The organism is Sphingopyxis indica (genome assembly GCF_032879645.1).
Classification (GTDB): Bacteria; Pseudomonadota; Alphaproteobacteria; order Sphingomonadales; family Sphingomonadaceae; genus Sphingopyxis; species Sphingopyxis indica.
In genome coordinates this window covers 336,876-352,558 of sequence record NZ_CP076395.1, presented here as the reverse complement: position 1 = coordinate 352,558, position 15,683 = coordinate 336,876, and the positions used below count along the sequence as shown (strand labels likewise).

Here is a 15,683-nt window from a genome sequence, read left to right as displayed (position 1 = left end):
TCATTATTGAGTGCATCACGGCTTGGCAAGCGCCCGGCCCAAGAAAATGACGAAACGGGCGGCGAGGGGCCGTCCGCGCACAAGGGAGAGTTCACATGCGTCCGTTCGCCCGCCGCTTCCGCACCATCGTCTGCGCATCGAGCGCGCTGTCGCTGCTCGCCTTCGCGCCCGCCGCCCTTGCGCAGGAAGAAACCGGCGCAAGCGCCGAGGACGGCGACAATGCGATCATCGTCACCGCGCGCCGCCGCGACGAGCGGCTGATCGACGTGCCGGTCGCGATCACCGCCTATTCGGGCGACGCGCTGGACAAGGCGGGTGCGATGGACATCACCGACATCGGCCAGACCACCCCGAACACGACGCTCGAAGTGTCGCGCGGCTCGAACTCGACGCTCACCGCCTTCATCCGCGGCGTCGGCCAGCAGGACCCCGTGTCGGGCTTCGAACAGGGCGTCGGCATCTATCTCGACGATGTCTATCTCAACCGCCCGCAGGCCGCGGTGCTCGACATCTACGACGTCGAGCGGATCGAGGTGCTGCGCGGGCCGCAGGGCACGCTCTATGGCCGCAACACCATCGGCGGCGCGGTCAAATATGTCACCAAACCGCTGCCCGAGGACCCGTCGCTCACGCTCAAGGGCACCTATGGCACCTACGACCAGGCCGACCTCGTCGTCAGCGCGAGCGCGCCGATCGGCAACCTGCTGCGCATCGGCGCCGCGGGCGCGCGCCTGTCGCGCGGCGGTTTTGGCGACAATGCCACCACCGGCCTTGAAAATTACAACAAGGATGTCTGGGCGGCGCGCGGCACCGTCGAGCTCGGCGGCTATGGCGAACCGGTGCTGATCCGCATTTCGGGCGACTATACCAAGGACAAGAGCGATCCGCGCGGCGGCCATCGCCTGATCCCGTCGCTCGCGACCGATCAGCCGGTGCTCGACGACGTCTATGACAGCCGCGGCGGGCTCAACGATCCCCGCCAGGAAATCGAAGCGTACGGCCTCGCGATGAACGTCTCGGCCGAACTCGGCGACGCGCTGACGCTGCGTTCGATCAGCGCGTGGCGCAAGGATAATTCGGCGACCCCGATCGACTTCGACGCGCTCCCCGCCGCCGACCTCGACGTCCCCGGCTATTATTTCAACGAACAGGTCAGCCAGGAATTCCAGCTGCTCTACGAAGGCGACCGGCTCAAAGGCCTGCTCGGCTTCTATTATCTGAACGCGAGCGCCGACACCTTGTTCGACGTCCGCCTGTTCAACACCTTCGCCGGCTTCACCGCCTTTACCGAGGCCGATGTCGACACCGAAACCTATGCGATTTTCGGCGACTTCACCTATGATTTCACCGACCGGCTCAGCCTGTCGGTCGGCGGCCGCTATACGTGGGACAAGCGCACCGCGTCGATCCTGCGCCAGAATTATCTCGGCGGCGGATCGCCGGTCTTCGGCGGCGCGGGGGTTCCCTTCGGCACCCCGAGCACCGATTTCGAGGGCAGCCGCAACTTCAACAAATTCACCCCGCGCGTCTCGCTGCAATTCCAGCCGACGCCCGATCACAATCTCTACGCAAGCTATTCGCAGGGCTTCAAGGGCGGCGGCTTCGACCCGCGCGGCGTCGGGGTCAACGCGCCGGCGGTCGATCCCGGCAACCCGACCGACGCCGAGGTCGCCGACTTCCTCAGCTTCCGCCCCGAACAGGTCGAAAGCTACGAGCTCGGCTATAAGGGCAGCCTGCTCGACCGGCGGCTCGACGTCGCGATCGCGGCCTTCTATGCCGATTACACCGACGTCCAGATCCCGGGATCGGTCGCGTGCAACGTCGGCGGCATCCAGACCTTCTGCGGCGTCGTGTCGAACGCGGGCAAGGCGACCTTCAAGGGCGTCGAGTTCGAAGGCCGCGCGCGCCTCGGCGACGATCTCGCGGCGGCCGGCGACCGGCTGACACTCTCGACCGCGCTCGGCTTCATCGACGCCGATTATAAGGAATATGTCACCAATATCGGCGGGGTCCCCACCGACGTCGCCGACTATCGCGAGGTGCAGAATACGCCGAAATGGACCGCGAGCGGCACACTCGACTATTCGGTCCCGGCCGGCGACGGCGACCTCGGCTTCCGCACGACGCTGTCCTATCGCAGCAAGACCTATCAGTTCGAAATCCCCAACCCCTATATCGACCAGAAGGGATTTGCGCTGCTCGACGCGAGCCTCGTCTATACCGCGCCCGGCGACCGCTGGAGCCTCGGCATCTTCGGCAGGAATCTGACCAACAAGAAATACAAGACGTCGGGCTACACCTTCGTCGTGACCGATCCGACGACGGGCGCGATCATCCCCGGCGCGAACGGCCTGCCGCAATCGGCGCTCGGCACCGAAGGCACGCTGACCGCCTTTTACGGCAACCCGCGCCAGGTCTTCGTCAGCGGCACCGTGAAGTTCTGACGCCGCGCCATCGACAAGGGGGAAAGGGGCGCCCGCCGCGGCGCCCTTTTTTTTGGGCGAGGTCTGCGCGGAGAGGACAGCTTTGGGGGTGGGGAGCGGACATCTTGTGGTGCGAGAAGGCACGCGCAGAGGGCGTTGGTTGAAACCGGCGGACCGGGATTTCTTGTTTCGCGCGAAGACGCGAAGGGGCCGGTTCGCGGCCGCTAGGCCGCCTTTCCCTTCATCGCCGCGTCCGCCGCAACGCGAAAGGGAAAAGCCGCTTCGCGGCAAGCGCGACATCTTCGCGTCTTCGCGTGGGACAAATCTTGCCGTCACCCGCGGCACAGCGCGTTGCTCGCTTGCCGCACCGCCTTCGCATCCCTACGCCGCTCTCTTCCTTCAGCCCGGCGGCTGCTATTGGTCACCGGCGGCCGCCGCCTTCGCGCCCCGCTCCCAGAATTTCCAGCTGCTCCGCCCGCTGAGCACGCCCGAGCGGAAGAGGCGCACCGACAGGGTGACGACGAGCGCGACCCAGATCGCCTGCCAGCCGAGCGCGAGCAGGTGGACCGCCTTCGCATCGTCGGTCGCGGCGCGCGCCGCCATCGCCATCGGCGACGAGAAGGGAATGATCTGCGCGATCGTCGCGACGCTGCTGCCCGGCGCGTTGGCGGCGCCCGAGCAGAGGCTGAACATCGCGACCTGAAGGATGGTGATCGGCAGGCTGAGCATCTGGATTTCGCGCACCGTCCCCGCCTGCGCGCCGACGCCGAGGAAGATCGCGCCGAGGAGCAGGAAGGACATGATGAAATAGGCGAGCATGATCAGGATGAAGAAGGGCCAGCCGGTCGCGGGCGCGACGCCGAACGCGGCCGAAGTCGCCTGCGCGTTCGCCGACGCGGCGCCGGCGTTCGCGAGCGCGCCGGGGTCGAGCTGCGTCATCGCGATCAGCCCGCCGCCGACCGCCATCGCGGTCCAGAAGGCGATGAAGAGGATTGCGACGCCGAGCAGCCCGAGCAGCTTGCCGAGGAAGACGCTTTCGAGCGGCACCGCGGCGGCAAGGATCTCGATCACCTTGTTGCCCTTTTCCTCGGCGAGCATTCCGACCGACTGGCCCGCGAGGAGCAGGGTCAACAGGAAGATGACGAAGACCGCACCAAGGCCCAGCCCCTGCTGTGCGGCGATGCTCGTCCCGCCTTTCTTTAGACTTTCAAAGCGCGGCGCCGCGGGGGCGACGGTGCCGGCGGCGCGATCGCGCAGCACGTCGGTCGCGAGCAGCGCCAGATAGGCGCCCGAACGGCTCCCCGCCTCGCGCTCGACGATGCGCGGGGCGGCGATCGGGCCGCTCATCACCGCATAGGTGTCGGCGCCCTTTTCCTGCGCGACCGCGACCGGATCGACATCGCGCGCGGCGACGCGCAGTTCGAGCACCGGCGGCTTGTCGCCGGGCAGCGCATCGCGCAGCCGCGCGTCGGCGGCGCGCAGCGGCTCGATATCGGCCGGACCCGCAATCGCGACGATGCGCCCCGCGCCTCGCGCGCTGTCGGCGAGCTGCGAGGCGCCGAAGCCGCCGAGCGCGCCCATGCCGATCATGAACAGCGGCGCAAGCAGGAAGAGGAGAAAGGTCGGGGTCGCGACGATCGCCAGAAAGTCGCGCCGCGCAACCACGAAGATATTGCGAAGGAAAGGCGTCATGCAGCGGACTCCTCGATGGCGTCGGCTTGCGCATCGGCCTCGAAGCCGGCGTCGACCTGACGCACGATATGGACGAAGGCGTCGTGGAGGCCGGGGCGGCTGATCGACAGGCCGGCGACGCCGTGCCCGCTCGCGGTGATCCGCGCGAGCAGCGGCTCGACCGCGTCGCCCTCAATCGCGAAATGCCAGTCGGCGCCGCGCCGCTCGGCACCGGGCGGCAGGATCGCCGCGACGTCGCCCGCCGCGTCGCGCGGGGTGTAGCGCACCTGCATCGGCAGCAGCGCGCGCGCCTCGTCGACCGTGCCCTCGAAGCGCCGCGCCGAGCGCGCGATGATCGCGATGCGGTCGCACAATCGCTCGGCGTGCGCCATCACATGCGTCGAAAAGAGGATCGTCGCGCCGCGCTCGCGCTCACGGCGCACGAGCGTTTCGAGCCGTTCCTGATTGACCGGATCGAGCCCCGAGAAAGGCTCGTCGAGGACGATCAGGTCGGGGGCGTGGACGATCGAGCCGATCAGCTGGACCATCTGCGCCATGCCCTTCGACATCTTGCGGATCTTTTCGTCGATCACGCGCTCGAGCCCCAGCTCGGCCATGAAATCACCCGCGCGGCGGCGCCCCTCGGCCCAGTCGAGCCCGCGCAGCGCGCCCATGAAGGCGATCGCCTCGCGCGCCTTCATGCCGGGATAGAGGCCGCGTTCCTCGGGCAGATAGCCGATGCGATGGCGCACGCTTTGCGGCTTGAACCCGCCCAGCAGCCGGCTCGTGCCCGCATCGGGGTCGATGATGCCGAGCGTCATGCGCAGGCTGGTCGTCTTGCCCGCGCCATTGGGGCCGAGCACGCCGTAAATGCTGCCCGCCGGCACCAGAAGGCTGACGTGATCGACCGCCTTGAACGCCTCGAAATATTTGGTGAGGCCGCGTGCCTCGACGCAATATTCGGTCAAAATCCGGTCCTCGATTTGGGGTCTGTCAGCTGACCCGTTCGTCCTGAGGAGCGATTGAGCTTGTCGAAGATCCGTCTCGAAGGACCATGCGCGGTGCTGGCGTCCTTCGAGACGGATCTTCGACTTCGCTCAGCCCCTCCTCAGGACGAACGGAGGATGTGTTACCGCCAGGCTATGGCACGGCCGGGCGGCTGTCGTATAGGGGCGCAATGGTTGCCAAGGCCTTGCCCCCTCTCGAAGACCGCCTCGAAGCGGTCGCGCGCGCACATGGCTTCGCCGCCTTCGGCATCGCGCGCGCCGACGCGGCGCCCGAGACCGCGGCGCGCCTCGACGCCTGGCTCGCCGAGGGGTGCCACGGCGAGATGATCTGGATGGAAAGCCGCGCGGAGCAGCGCGGCTCGCCCGCGGGGTTGTGGCCCGAAGTCCGGTCGGTGATCGCGCTCGGCATGAGCTATGCCCCCGCCGAAGACCCGCTGGCGCTCGCCGATCATCGGACACGCGGGCGCATTTCGGTCTATGCGCAGGGCGCCGATTATCATGATGTCGTCAAAAAGGCGCTGAAAGCGGTTGCGCGCTGGCTCGTCGCCGAAGCGCCGGGCGCCGAGGTCAAGGTGTTCGTCGATACCGCGCCGGTGATGGAAAAGCCGCTCGCCGCCGCCGCGGGGCTCGGCTGGCAGGGCAAGCATACGAATATGGTCAGCCGCGACCATGGCAGCTGGCTGTTCCTCGGCGCGATCTATACGACGCTCGACCTCGTGCCAAGCGCGCCGGGGCGCGATCGCTGCGGCAGTTGCCGGGCGTGTCAGGATGCGTGCCCGACGCGCGCCTTTCCCGCGCCGTACCGGCTCGATGCCCGGCGCTGCATCTCCTATCTCACGATCGAACATGCGGGGCCGATCCCCGAAGAGTTCAGGCGCGCGATCGGCAATCGCGTCTATGGCTGCGACGATTGCCTCGCGGTGTGCCCGTGGAACAAATTCGCCGATACCGCCGCGCGGCACCGCGCCTTCCTGCCGCGCGGCGAGCTTGCGGCGCCCGCGCTCGCCGACCTGCTCGCGCTCGACGATGCCGGGTTCCGGCAGGTTTTTGCGGGCTCGCCGATCAAGCGCATCGGGCGCGACCGCATGGTGCGCAACGCGGCGATCGCCGCGGGGAACAGCGGCGATCCACGCTTTCGCGCGCGGCTCGCCGAGCTGACCCGCGACGCCTCGCCGGCGGTCGCCGACGCGGCGGCATGGGCGCTCGCCGAGCTGGCGGAATGACGTTGCGCACCTGCGACTTTGCTCCCTCGGCCTCGGGCGGATTCCGGCTCGAATGTAGGATATTCCTGTTTCACGCGAAGACGCGAAGATATTGCGCTGGCCGCGAAGCGGCTTTCCCTTGCAGCGTCGCGTCGGAACGCGGGTTGGGAAAGGGAATGGGGCCTATCGGCCCGAACAGCTTCTTCGCGCCTTCGCGCCTTCGCGTGAAACAAATCTTTTCACTGAAGCGTGGAGAGAGATCAGCGTTACCGCCGCAAAGCTGCGATGCAGCTGTCGATATTGGCGTCGCGGCCGTCGGGCGTGCGCGCGTCGACGTGGGTGGCGAGCGGCTTCGCGCCCTGCCGCGGCGCGTAATAATAGACGTCGAGCACGCAGGGCCCGCCCGCGAACTGCAGCTTGCGCCCCGCCCCTTCGGTGACGTCGAGGCGCGGGCGGCCGAAGGCGCCGATCGCGGCATCGGCGTCGTGGCCGATCAGCGCGTTGTTCTGGGTGACGCGCGGCGCGGTGATCGGCGGCACGCCCGCGCTCGCGGCGGGCGGCGTCGCGCGCGGAATCGCCGCGCCCGCGCAGCCCGCGAGCAGCAGCGCGAGGCCGGCGGCGCCGGCGGCACGGCTTTGTCGGATCATGATCTTTCGCTCCCCATATGCAGCATATGGACGGCCATAGCCGCGCCAAGGATGGGGGCCAAGATATTGGCGACGGGCACCAGGAAGCTTGCGGCGGACAGCAGGCCGAGCGACCAGCGCGCGCCGCGGGCGAAGCGCGGCCGGTCGGGGTGGCGCGCGCTCACCATCGCTTCGAGGTCGCGGCCGAGCAGCAGCGCGTTGACCGCGAGCGCGAGCAACACGGTGCCGACCCCGGTGACGAGCAGCAGCAGGTAGAAGGGCAGCGCGGCAAGGTTGCCGAGGACAAGGCGGCCGAGCGAGGCGAGCGCAAGCGCGGCGTTCTGACGCCAGCCGACATCGACCGCGCGCGCCGCGGCGGCGGGATAGTGGCGCGCCTCGACGTCGGCGACGATCGCATCGGCGAACAGCCCGACGACCGCGACGCCGACGCCGCGGAACAGCAGCCAGCTTCCCGCGACCAGCAGCAGTAGGACCGCCGCGCCGGCAAGGTCGAGCCCGGCGCCGCCGAGCCACCCCATTTGCGCGATTCCCCAGCGCGCGCCGAAAAAGAGCGCCGCGCCGGCGGCGACGAAGATCAGCAAGGTCAGTGCAAGGCTCTGCGCGAGGACGCGCCGCACGCGCGGGCTGGAGAGGTCGCCAAGGGCGAGCAGCAGGGCGTGGAGCGCGCGGGCCATCGCGCGGGTGTGACGCGCGGGGGCGATGCGCGTCAAGTGCGGGACGGTCGGGGCCGGGCTCCATCTCCCCTCCCGCTTGCGGGAGGGGTTGGGGGTGGGCAAGCGACGCCGCTATGGCCCACCCCGCTGCGAGTGGCGAGCAAGCCCGCAACTCTCGCTGCCCCTCCCGCCCGCGGGAGGGGACGTCAAGCGCCGGCTTGCCTTGGCGCGCTTCGCCCCGTAAGGCGCAGCGCAGCTTTTCCCCAACAGCACAGGACAGTCCATGGCCTCCACCGCCCGTTTCGACGTCGTTGCGATCGGCAACGCGATCGTCGATGTTCTCGCCCGCACCGACGACGCGCTGATCGAGGCCGAGGGCCTGGTCAAAGGGTCGATGCGGCTGATCGACGCCGAGGAGGCGGCGCGCCTCTATGCCGCAATGGGTCCCGCGGTCGAGATGTCGGGCGGGTCGGCGGCGAACACGCTGGCGGGCATGGCGGCGCTCGGCGAGCGCTGCGCCTTCATCGGGCAGGTCGCCGACGACCAGCTCGGCCAGGTCTTCACCCACGATCTGCGCGCGCTCGGCGTCGCCTACGACACGCCGCCGCTGGCGGGCGGGGCGCCGACCGCGCGCTGCCTGATCCTCGTCACCCCCGACGGACAGCGGACGATGAACACCTTTCTGGGGGCGAGCCATTTGCTCGAGCAAGCGATGATCGACGAGGAACTGATCGCGGCGTCGGAGATCCTCTATCTCGAAGGCTATTTGTGGGACCCCGAACTATCGCGCGCGGCGATGCGGCGCGCGATCGACGTGGCGCGGGGCGCGGGGCGCGAGGTCGCCTTCACCCTGTCCGACGCCTTCATCATCGACCGTCATGGCGAGGATTTCCGCGCGCTGATCGCGGCGGGACTGTTCGACATCCTCTTCGCCAACGAAGTCGAGATCAAGGCGCTCGCGGGCGAGGAGGATTTCGAGGCCGCGGTCGCGAAGATCGCGCCGCAGGTGCCGCTGCTCGTCGTGACGCGCAGCGAAAAGGGCGCGATCGCGATCACCGGCGGCGCGCGCACTGAGGTCGGCGCCGAGCCGATCGACGCGGTGGTCGACACCACCGGCGCGGGCGACCTCTTCGCCGCGGGCTTCCTGTCGGGCCACGCCGAAGGGCGCCCGATCGCCGACTGCCTGACCATGGGCGCCGTCTGCGCGCGCGAAATCATCGCGCAGGTCGGCCCGCGCGCGCAGACCGACCTCAAGGCCAAGGTCGCGGCGCGACTGGGGTAGTGGAACGGGCGTGAGGCCGGGTGTTGCCATTATCGCGCACAAAGCCACGAAGCCACAAAGGGGGCGCCGCGCCGTCCGCCAATTTGCCTCCACTTCGGGCTCAACGCCTCGAAGCATCGTTCTTCCTTTGCAACGTCGAAAGAAAGAGGGCCCTTCGACAAGCTCAGGCCGAATGGGGTGCGGCCATTCTTTGTGGCTTCGTGGCTTTGTGCGAGACATTTTCCGCGGTTGGAGGAGCGCGCTTGACGAGCGCCCCTACGCTGCGACCGCGCTTTCGGGATGCTTTTTGAACAATGCGCGGTCGGCGGGGCCGAAGCCGCGCGTCCAGATCAGCCACGCATAGATGCCGAGGATGACGGGGACGCCGAACAGCAGCTCGGCCCATTCGGGCATCTGCGTCGCGCCCCAGCCCAGGATCGCCGCGCCCGCGGTCGCCCAGACGAGCGCCCAGCGCAGGCTGTTCACCGGCGCGTGCAGGATGCGGGCGAGCAGCCACGCCTTCGCGACCGACGCAAAGCCGAGCGCAAGCATCAGCGCGCCCGCAACCGCCCCCGCATAATAGATCGGCGGCAGCCCCATCGCCTGCGCGGTGAGGATCAGCGCGACGCTGAGCACCGCCTGCAGCCCCAGCGTCGCGAGGCTGAGCAGCAGGTTGCGGTGGCGCGCGACATAGACGAGCGCCGCCTCGCTGACCACCGCGGTCGCGGCGACGACTTCGGCGGCGAGCAGGAAGGCGAGCGCGCCGGTGCCGCTGACGAATTCGGGCCCGACGAGCCCCATCACCGCCTCGCCCGGGATGCCGAGCGCGAGCGCGACCCCTGCCTGCGCGGCGATGATCCAGAAGCCGACCTGGCTGACCTGCGCGGCGACCGCCGAAAAGCGCTTTTCGGCGAGGTTGCGCGTGATGACGGGGCCGAGGATCGGCTCGAAGCTGGTCTTCAGCTTCTGCGGCAGCGACGCGACCTGCTGCGCCATATAATAAATGCCATAGATCGTCGGCGAGGTGAACTGGCCGAGGATGAACAGGTCGAGCCGCCGCGTCCCCCATTCGATCGCATCGGCGGCGGCGAGCGGCGCGTTGCGGCGCGCGAGGCCGATCAGATGCGCCATATGCGGGCGCCACACGCCCGGCCCGCCATAGTGGCGGATCATCGGCCACAGCGCGGTCAGGAAGGCGGCGACCATCGCAGCGGCATAGGCGAGCATCAGCCCGTCGCGCGGCGACACATACCAGAAACCCGCCGCCGCGATGCTGATCGTCCACGGCTCGACCACCGCGCGCGCGCGCACCGTCGCGCCGATGTCGAAGCGATAGGCGCAGGCCGCGAGCGCGATTTCGGTCCCCGCGATCGCAAAGACGAGCAGCGCCATCCAGCGATCGACCGCCGACAGGTCGCCGGCGGGGTACATGAGCTGCGGCAGCAGGAACAGCACCGCCGATCCGATCGCCGAGGCGAGAAAGGCGACAAACATGCCGTCCCAAACGACGATTCGCGGGTCGGCGCCGGGCGCGCTCAATTGCTCGGCAAGCCCGCGCTTCAGCCCGAGCGTCGCAATCTGCGCGACCAGTTCGATGACGAGCACCGCGAAGGCGAAGCGCCCGACCGCCTCCGGCCCGTACCAGCGGCCGGCGATATAGAGGAAGGGCAGCCGCGCGACGAGGCGCAGCACGAAGCCGAAGAAATTGGTGCGGCCGCCCTTCGCCAGCGCGGCCGTGTCGGCTTCGGGCAAGGGGGCGGGAGGGGGGGGCGCGGCTGCGCTGTCGGTCTGGCTCAAACCTGGCGCCCCCTCTGCTGCTCCCCTGCGCGCAGTCTAGCGCGGGGGCGTGGGGCAGGCAATCTTGTGTCGCGGGTCATCGCCCCTCGCGTCGCAGCGGGCGGCTGAGCAGCGCCTGAACGGCGTCGGCGACACCGGTCTCGCCGGCAACCAGCCGCGCAACCGCGTCGGTGATCGGCATGTCGATCCCCCCGGCGCGCGCCGCCGCGGCCACCACCGGGGCGCTGAACGCCCCTTCCGCGACGGTACGGCGGTCGGCCATCAGCGCAGCGGCGGTTTCGCCGCGCCCGAGCCCCTGGCCGAGCGCGAAATTGCGCGAATTGGACGAGGTGCAGGTGAGCACCAAGTCGCCGAGCCCGGCGAGCCCCGCGAGCGTCTCCGCCTCGGCGCCGCGCGACAGGCCGAAGCGCGTCATTTCGGCGAAACCGCGGCTGATCAGCGCCGCGCGTGCATTAAGGCCGAGCCCGGCGCCGTCGACGATCCCGCACGCGATCGCGAGGATATTCTTGACCGCGCCGCCGATCTCGGCGCCGATCATGTCGGTCGAGACATAGGGGCGGAAATGCGGGCGCGCGAGCGCCTGCGCCAGCGCGTCGGCGAGGCCCACGTCGGCGGCGGCGAGGGTGATCGCGGTCGGCAGGCCCGCGGCGACCTCGTGCGCGAAGGTCGGACCCGACAGCACCGCGAGCGGCCGGTCGGGAAAAATCGCGCGCGCGATGTCGATCGGGAAGGCGAAGCTCTCCGCTTCCATCCCCTTGCTGCAAAAGATCAGCGGCGCGTCGCCGGCGGGCAGATCGGCGAGCACCGCGCGCAGATAGGGGACGGGAACGACGACGAGCAGCGCGTCGAGCCCGGCGAGGTCGGCGAGGTCGCCGGTCGCCACCAGCGAGGGCGAGAGCGCCGCTCCGGGCAGGAAGATCGGGTTGCGATGCTCGGCGTTGATCGCCACGACGACATCGGCCTCGCGCGCCCAGAGCCGCACCGGCGCGCCCTCGGCGGCGAGCAGCTGCGCGAGCGCGGTGCCCCAAGCGCCGCCGCCAACGACCCCGAAATTGCTGTATGACGTCATGTCTTCACTCGTCATGCTTTTACTCCGGCGCCGCGCACCGCCTCGGCGGCGGGATCGAGCGGCCAGCGCGGCCGCGCGGCGGTGTCGAGCGGGTCGGTGAGCCCCGCGGCAAAGCGCTCGGCGCCCGCCCAGGCGATCATCGCGCCATTGTCGGTGCACAGCCACAGCGGCGGCGCGACGAAGCGTTTGTCATAGTCATGCGCGAGACCCGTCAGCGCGGCGCGGATCGCGCCGTTCGCCGCGACGCCGCCCGCGACGACGAAGGCGGTCGCCTGCGGACAGGCGGCGAGCGCGATGCGGCTGCGGTCGACCAGGCAGTCGACGACCGCCTGCTGGAACGAGGCGGCGAGATCGGCGACGCTGTGCGCGCCCGAGGCGGCAGCGCGCGCGACCGCGCTCTTGAGGCCCGCGAACGAGAAATGCGGCTCGGCGCTGCCGACGAGCGGGCGCGGCAGCGGCACCGCGCGCGGGTCGCCGTCCGTCGCCGCGCGCTCGACCGCGGGGCCGCCCGGATAGCCGAGCCCGAGCAGCTTCGCGGTCTTGTCGAACGCTTCGCCCGCGGCATCGTCGATCGTCGTGGCGAGGCGGCGATAGGCGCCGACGCCCTCGACCAGCAGCAATTGGCAATGGCCGCCCGAGACGAGCAGCAGCAGATAGGGGAAAGCGAGGTCGGGATCGGTGAGGCGCGGGCTCAGCGCATGGCCTTCGAGATGGTTGACCGCGACCAGCGGCTTGCCCGCGGCGTGCGCGAGCGCCTTGCCGGTGACCAGCCCGACCATCACCCCGCCGATCAGCCCCGGCCCGGCGGTCGCGGCGATCGCATCGACGTCGGCGAGCGCGACGCCCGCGTCGGCGAGCACGCCCTCGACGAGCGGCGCGAGCCGGTCGACATGCGCGCGCGCCGCGATCTCGGGCACGACGCCGCCATAGGGCCGGTGCTCGGCCTCCTGCCCCGCGACGCGATGGGCCAGAATCTGCCGGTCGCCGGTGACGAGCGCCGCCGCGGTTTCGTCGCAGCTCGATTCGAGGCCAAGGATCAGGGTCATGGTGCCGCCCGTGCCTTACCCGCGCGAAGGGCACGGGGGCAAGCGGCGGGTGATTGCGATGATTTGCTCTCAAGAGCGCAAAGCGGGTCAAGATACTGGGGTTCACGCGGAGACGCGGAGAAAAAAGATGATTGCCGCGAAGCGGCCTTCCAGGTCCGGCGCCGCGGCATCGTGCGGCGTCGATTGTTTCAGGGCCTTTCGGCCCGAACCAACCTCTCCGCGTCTCCGCGTCTCCGCGTGAATCCATGCAACCCCAAATCGCTGCACCCTCTGCGGCCTCTGCCCGAATCCCCCGTCTTTCCTTTCGTGCGCCGAGGCCCTAGCAGCGACGGATGACCGATCGTCCCACGCCCGACCATCCGCTGCGCCTCGGCACGCGCGCGTCGCCGCTCGCGATGGCGCAGGCGACGCAGGCGGTCGCCGCGCTGGTCACGGCGCACGGGCTCGATCCCGCCGCGCTCGAAATCGTGCCGGTCACCGCGACCGGCGATCGGATTCAGGACCGCGCGCTCGCCGAAGTCGGCGGCAAGGCGCTGTGGACGCGCGAGCTCGATGCGATGCTCGATGCCGGCGTGATCGACGCGGCGGTACACAGCCTCAAGGATGTCGAGACGATCCGCGACGCGCGCTTCGCGCTCGCCGCGATGCTGCCGCGCGCCGACGCGCGCGATCGGCTGGTGGTGCGCGAGGGGGTCGCGGCGCGGACGATCGCCGAGCTGCCGCCGGGCGCACGATTGGGCACGAGCAGCCCGCGCCGCGCGGCGCAGGTCCGCGCGCTGCGCCCCGACCTTGAAACCCCGCTCCTGCGCGGCAATGTGGCGACGCGGCTCGCGAAGCTCGCGGCGGGCGATTATGAGGCGACCCTGCTCGCCGCGGCGGGGCTCGAGCGGCTCGGGATGCATGACGTCGGCATCGTTCAGCCGGTCGAGGCGCTGCTGCCCGCGGCCTCGCAGGGTGCGATCGGCCTCGAATGCCGCGCCGGCGACGCGCGGGTGGCCGCGCTGCTTGCGCCGGTCGACGATGCGCCCACGCGGCGCGCGGTCGCGGCCGAGCGCGCCTTCCTCGCCGCGCTCGGCGGCGATTGCAGCTCGCCGGTCGCGGCGCACGCGCGCCTGCTCGCCGATGGGACGCTGCGGCTCGACGGGGCGATCTATTCGGAGGACGGCGGCGATCATGTCGCGGGCGACGCGCCGATCGCCCGCGACGGCGACGCCGCCGCGCTCGCGCAGCGCCTGCTCGCCGCGGCGCCCGACACGGTGCGGCGCCTGTTCGCGGCATGAGCGCCGGACTGCCGCTGATCGTCACGCGCGCCGACCCGGGCGGCGCGGCGACCGCGGCGCGCGCCGCGGCGATGGGGCTCGACGTCCGGCACCTGCCGCTGTTCGCCGCGCATGCGCTGCCGTGGACAGTGCCCGATCCGGCTGCGTTCGACGCCCTGCTGCTGACGAGCGCGCGCGCGGTTGAGCTCGCGGGCCCCGGCCTCGCGCGGCTCGCCGGGCTGCCGGTCCATGCGGTCGGGGCGGCCACCGCAGCGGCGGCAGATGCTGCTGGACTGACGATCGAAGCGGTCGGGGATCGCGATGCGCAAGGCCTTCTTGACGCAATGACGTCACAAGGAATCGCGCGAATTCTGTGGCTTTGCGGGCAGGACCGCAGCGCCTTCGACACGCGCGGCGCGGCGCTGGTGCCGCTCGCCTGCTATGCGGTCGATGCGGTGCCGCCGCCGCCGGGCTGGGCGGAAGCGATCGCGATGCCGGCGGTGCTGCTCGCGCATTCGGTGCGCGGCGCGCGGCGCCTCGCCGAACTGATCCCTGCGGGCCGCGGGCGGCTCGCCCTCGCCGCGATCAGCGCCGGCGTCGCCGCCGCAGCGGGCGAGGGCTGGGCGGCGGTCGCGGTCGCCGAGCGCCCCGACGACGCGGCACTGTTGGCAGAGGCCCATGCTTTGTGCCACAAAGGCCGCCAAATGGGGTCGTTCGAAAGATAGAAATGGCAATCGAAAGCGACAAAAATATCCGCGTGGACGAAGGTTCGGGCGGAAAGTCCTTTTCTTCCCGCAGCTTGATCGTCGGCGCCTTGATCGTCCTGATCGTCGGCGCGGTCGCGGGGGGCTGGGCGATGACGCGCCTGCTTTCGCCCGCCGGTCCCGCGCCGGCAGCGAAAGTCGTCCAGGCCCCAGCGCCGAGCCCGGTCGCCGATACCGCCGCCGTGGCAGCGGCGACCACCGAGGCCGCACCGGTCGCTCCGGCCGCCGTCGACAGCGCGAGCGCGCTCGCGGCGCGCGTCGCCGATCTCGAAACGCGGCTGTCGCGGATCACGCTCGAAGCGGCGTCGGCGTCGGGCAATGCGACGCGCGCCGAGGGGCTGCTGATCGCCTTCGCCGCGCGCCGCGCGCTCGATCGCGGGCTGTCGCTCGGCTATCTCGAGGCGCAGCTGCGCCTGCGCTTCGGCGACGACCAGCCCAATGCGGTCAAGACGATCATCGACACGTCGCGCGATCCCGTGACGCTCGAACAGCTGCGCAGCGAGCTCGACACGCTCGCCCCCGATCTCGTCGGGCGCAGCGAGAATGGCGACGGCAGCCTGTGGACCGCCTTCCGCCGCGAAATGAGCGAGCTGTTCGTCGTCCGCCCGGCGGGCACGCTGTCGCCGCGCGCCTCCGAACGGCTCGAGCGCGCGCGCCGCTATCTCGCGGGCGGGCAGGTCGACAAGGCGATCGACGAGGTGCAGGCGATGCCCGGCGCCGAGGTCGCGAACGACTGGCTGATGGACGCGCGCCGCTATCACGAGGCGCGGCGCGCGCTTGACCTGATCGAGACCGCGGCGATATTGGAGCCGCGCGACAGCCCGCCTGCCGCACTGGCCCGCCCCGCGGGCTCCACGCAATAGCCGCACCGGCCGTTCCGGGGC

General features: G+C 70.4%; 13 protein-coding genes. 6 read left to right on the top strand and 7 right to left on the bottom strand.

From position 1 onward, the window contains the following. Window positions 1–95 precede the first annotated feature (95 nt). Window positions 96–2,444 carry a TonB-dependent receptor gene (locus KNJ79_RS22195; RefSeq protein ID WP_317154057.1) on the top strand — a complete coding sequence of 783 codons (2,349 nt, stop codon included), beginning with the start codon at window positions 96–98 and terminating at the stop codon, window positions 2,442–2,444. 393 nt (window positions 2,445–2,837) lie between these two features. Here KNJ79_RS22195 and KNJ79_RS22190 read toward each other — a convergent pair whose 3' ends face one another. Both KNJ79_RS22190 and KNJ79_RS22185 read right to left on the bottom strand, forming a co-directional pair. Continuing rightward, window positions 2,838–4,115: an ABC transporter permease gene (locus KNJ79_RS22190; RefSeq protein WP_317154056.1), complete on the bottom strand. Its 1,278-nt coding sequence runs from the start codon at window positions 4,113–4,115 to the stop codon at window positions 2,838–2,840. Beyond that, on the bottom strand, window positions 4,112–5,062 hold the full coding sequence (locus KNJ79_RS22185) for an ABC transporter ATP-binding protein (RefSeq protein WP_317154055.1): 951 nt from the start codon (window positions 5,060–5,062) through the stop codon (window positions 4,112–4,114). The genes KNJ79_RS22190 and KNJ79_RS22185 overlap by 4 nt, the downstream gene beginning before the upstream one ends. 209 nt (window positions 5,063–5,271) lie before the next feature. Between KNJ79_RS22185 and queG the strand changes: the two genes are divergently transcribed. Continuing rightward, entirely contained in the window at window positions 5,272–6,324 is a 1,053-nt protein-coding gene (gene queG / locus KNJ79_RS22180; protein WP_317154054.1) for a tRNA epoxyqueuosine(34) reductase QueG, read from the top strand. 245 nt (window positions 6,325–6,569) lie between these two features. Here queG and KNJ79_RS22175 read toward each other — a convergent pair whose 3' ends face one another. Continuing rightward, window positions 6,570–6,950 carry a hypothetical protein gene (locus KNJ79_RS22175; RefSeq protein ID WP_089216099.1) on the bottom strand — a complete coding sequence of 127 codons (381 nt, stop codon included), beginning with the start codon at window positions 6,948–6,950 and terminating at the stop codon, window positions 6,570–6,572. After that, complete coding sequence (locus KNJ79_RS22170) at window positions 6,947–7,624, bottom strand: EI24 domain-containing protein (protein WP_317154053.1); 678 nt, start codon at window positions 7,622–7,624, stop codon at window positions 6,947–6,949. Before KNJ79_RS22170 ends, KNJ79_RS22175 begins: the two co-directional genes overlap by 4 nt. Window positions 7,625–7,886: 262 nt before the next feature. Between KNJ79_RS22170 and KNJ79_RS22165 the strand changes: the two genes are divergently transcribed. Then, window positions 7,887–8,885, top strand: a complete 999-nt coding sequence (locus tag KNJ79_RS22165; RefSeq protein ID WP_317154052.1) for an adenosine kinase — start codon at window positions 7,887–7,889, stop codon at window positions 8,883–8,885. Window positions 8,886–9,140: 255 nt separating this feature from the next. On the opposite strand, the gene KNJ79_RS22160 is transcribed toward KNJ79_RS22165, so the two are convergent. The 3 genes from KNJ79_RS22160 to tsaD all read right to left on the bottom strand — a co-directional run bounded on the left by KNJ79_RS22160 (window position 9,141) and on the right by tsaD (window position 12,776). Then, the gene (locus KNJ79_RS22160; protein WP_317154051.1) at window positions 9,141–10,661 is read right to left on the bottom strand and encodes a lipopolysaccharide biosynthesis protein; all 1,521 of its coding nucleotides are present in this window, start codon (window positions 10,659–10,661) and stop codon (window positions 9,141–9,143) included. Between the two features lie 76 nt (window positions 10,662–10,737). Beyond that, window positions 10,738–11,745 (bottom strand): NAD(P)H-dependent glycerol-3-phosphate dehydrogenase, encoded by a 1,008-nt coding sequence (locus KNJ79_RS22155; protein ID WP_317154050.1) that lies wholly within the window; start codon window positions 11,743–11,745, stop codon window positions 10,738–10,740. Next, the gene (gene tsaD / locus KNJ79_RS22150) at window positions 11,742–12,776 is read right to left on the bottom strand and encodes a tRNA (adenosine(37)-N6)-threonylcarbamoyltransferase complex transferase subunit TsaD (RefSeq protein WP_317154049.1); all 1,035 of its coding nucleotides are present in this window, start codon (window positions 12,774–12,776) and stop codon (window positions 11,742–11,744) included. The genes KNJ79_RS22155 and tsaD overlap by 4 nt, the downstream gene beginning before the upstream one ends. A 332-nt stretch (window positions 12,777–13,108) precedes the next feature. Here tsaD and hemC point away from each other — a divergent pair, with 332 nt between their 5' ends. From hemC to KNJ79_RS22135, 3 genes are read left to right on the top strand one after another with little or no spacing between them, the layout of a single operon-like run. Continuing rightward, the gene (gene hemC / locus KNJ79_RS22145) at window positions 13,109–14,056 is read left to right on the top strand and encodes a hydroxymethylbilane synthase (RefSeq protein ID WP_317154048.1); all 948 of its coding nucleotides are present in this window, start codon (window positions 13,109–13,111) and stop codon (window positions 14,054–14,056) included. Further along, the gene (locus tag KNJ79_RS22140; RefSeq protein WP_317154047.1) at window positions 14,053–14,760 is read left to right on the top strand and encodes a uroporphyrinogen-III synthase; all 708 of its coding nucleotides are present in this window, start codon (window positions 14,053–14,055) and stop codon (window positions 14,758–14,760) included. The genes hemC and KNJ79_RS22140 overlap by 4 nt, the downstream gene beginning before the upstream one ends. 2 nt (window positions 14,761–14,762) lie before the next feature. Beyond that, window positions 14,763–15,662, top strand: a complete 900-nt coding sequence (locus KNJ79_RS22135) for a mitofilin family membrane protein (protein ID WP_317154046.1) — start codon at window positions 14,763–14,765, stop codon at window positions 15,660–15,662. The last annotated feature ends 21 nt before the right edge of the window (window positions 15,663–15,683 follow it).

What these genes read in the sequence shown, in the direction of transcription:
- KNJ79_RS22195 (WP_317154057.1), top strand. Translation starts at nt 96, where the DNA reads ATGCGTCCGTTCGCCCGCCGCTTCCGCACCATCGTCTGCGCATCGAGC.
- KNJ79_RS22190 (WP_317154056.1), bottom strand. Translation starts at nt 4,115, where the DNA reads ATGACGCCTTTCCTTCGCAATATCTTCGTGGTTGCGCGGCGCGACTTT.
- queG (WP_317154054.1), top strand. Translation starts at nt 5,272, where the DNA reads ATGGTTGCCAAGGCCTTGCCCCCTCTCGAAGACCGCCTCGAAGCGGTC.
- KNJ79_RS22175 (WP_089216099.1), bottom strand. Translation starts at nt 6,950, where the DNA reads ATGATCCGACAAAGCCGTGCCGCCGGCGCCGCCGGCCTCGCGCTGCTG.
- KNJ79_RS22170 (WP_317154053.1), bottom strand. Translation starts at nt 7,624, where the DNA reads ATGGCCCGCGCGCTCCACGCCCTGCTGCTCGCCCTTGGCGACCTCTCC.
- KNJ79_RS22165 (WP_317154052.1), top strand. Translation starts at nt 7,887, where the DNA reads ATGGCCTCCACCGCCCGTTTCGACGTCGTTGCGATCGGCAACGCGATC.
- KNJ79_RS22155 (WP_317154050.1), bottom strand. Translation starts at nt 11,745, where the DNA reads ATGACGAGTGAAGACATGACGTCATACAGCAATTTCGGGGTCGTTGGC.
- tsaD (WP_317154049.1), bottom strand. Translation starts at nt 12,776, where the DNA reads ATGACCCTGATCCTTGGCCTCGAATCGAGCTGCGACGAAACCGCGGCG.
- hemC (WP_317154048.1), top strand. Translation starts at nt 13,109, where the DNA reads ATGACCGATCGTCCCACGCCCGACCATCCGCTGCGCCTCGGCACGCGC.
- KNJ79_RS22140 (WP_317154047.1), top strand. Translation starts at nt 14,053, where the DNA reads ATGAGCGCCGGACTGCCGCTGATCGTCACGCGCGCCGACCCGGGCGGC.
- KNJ79_RS22135 (WP_317154046.1), top strand. Translation starts at nt 14,763, where the DNA reads ATGGCAATCGAAAGCGACAAAAATATCCGCGTGGACGAAGGTTCGGGC.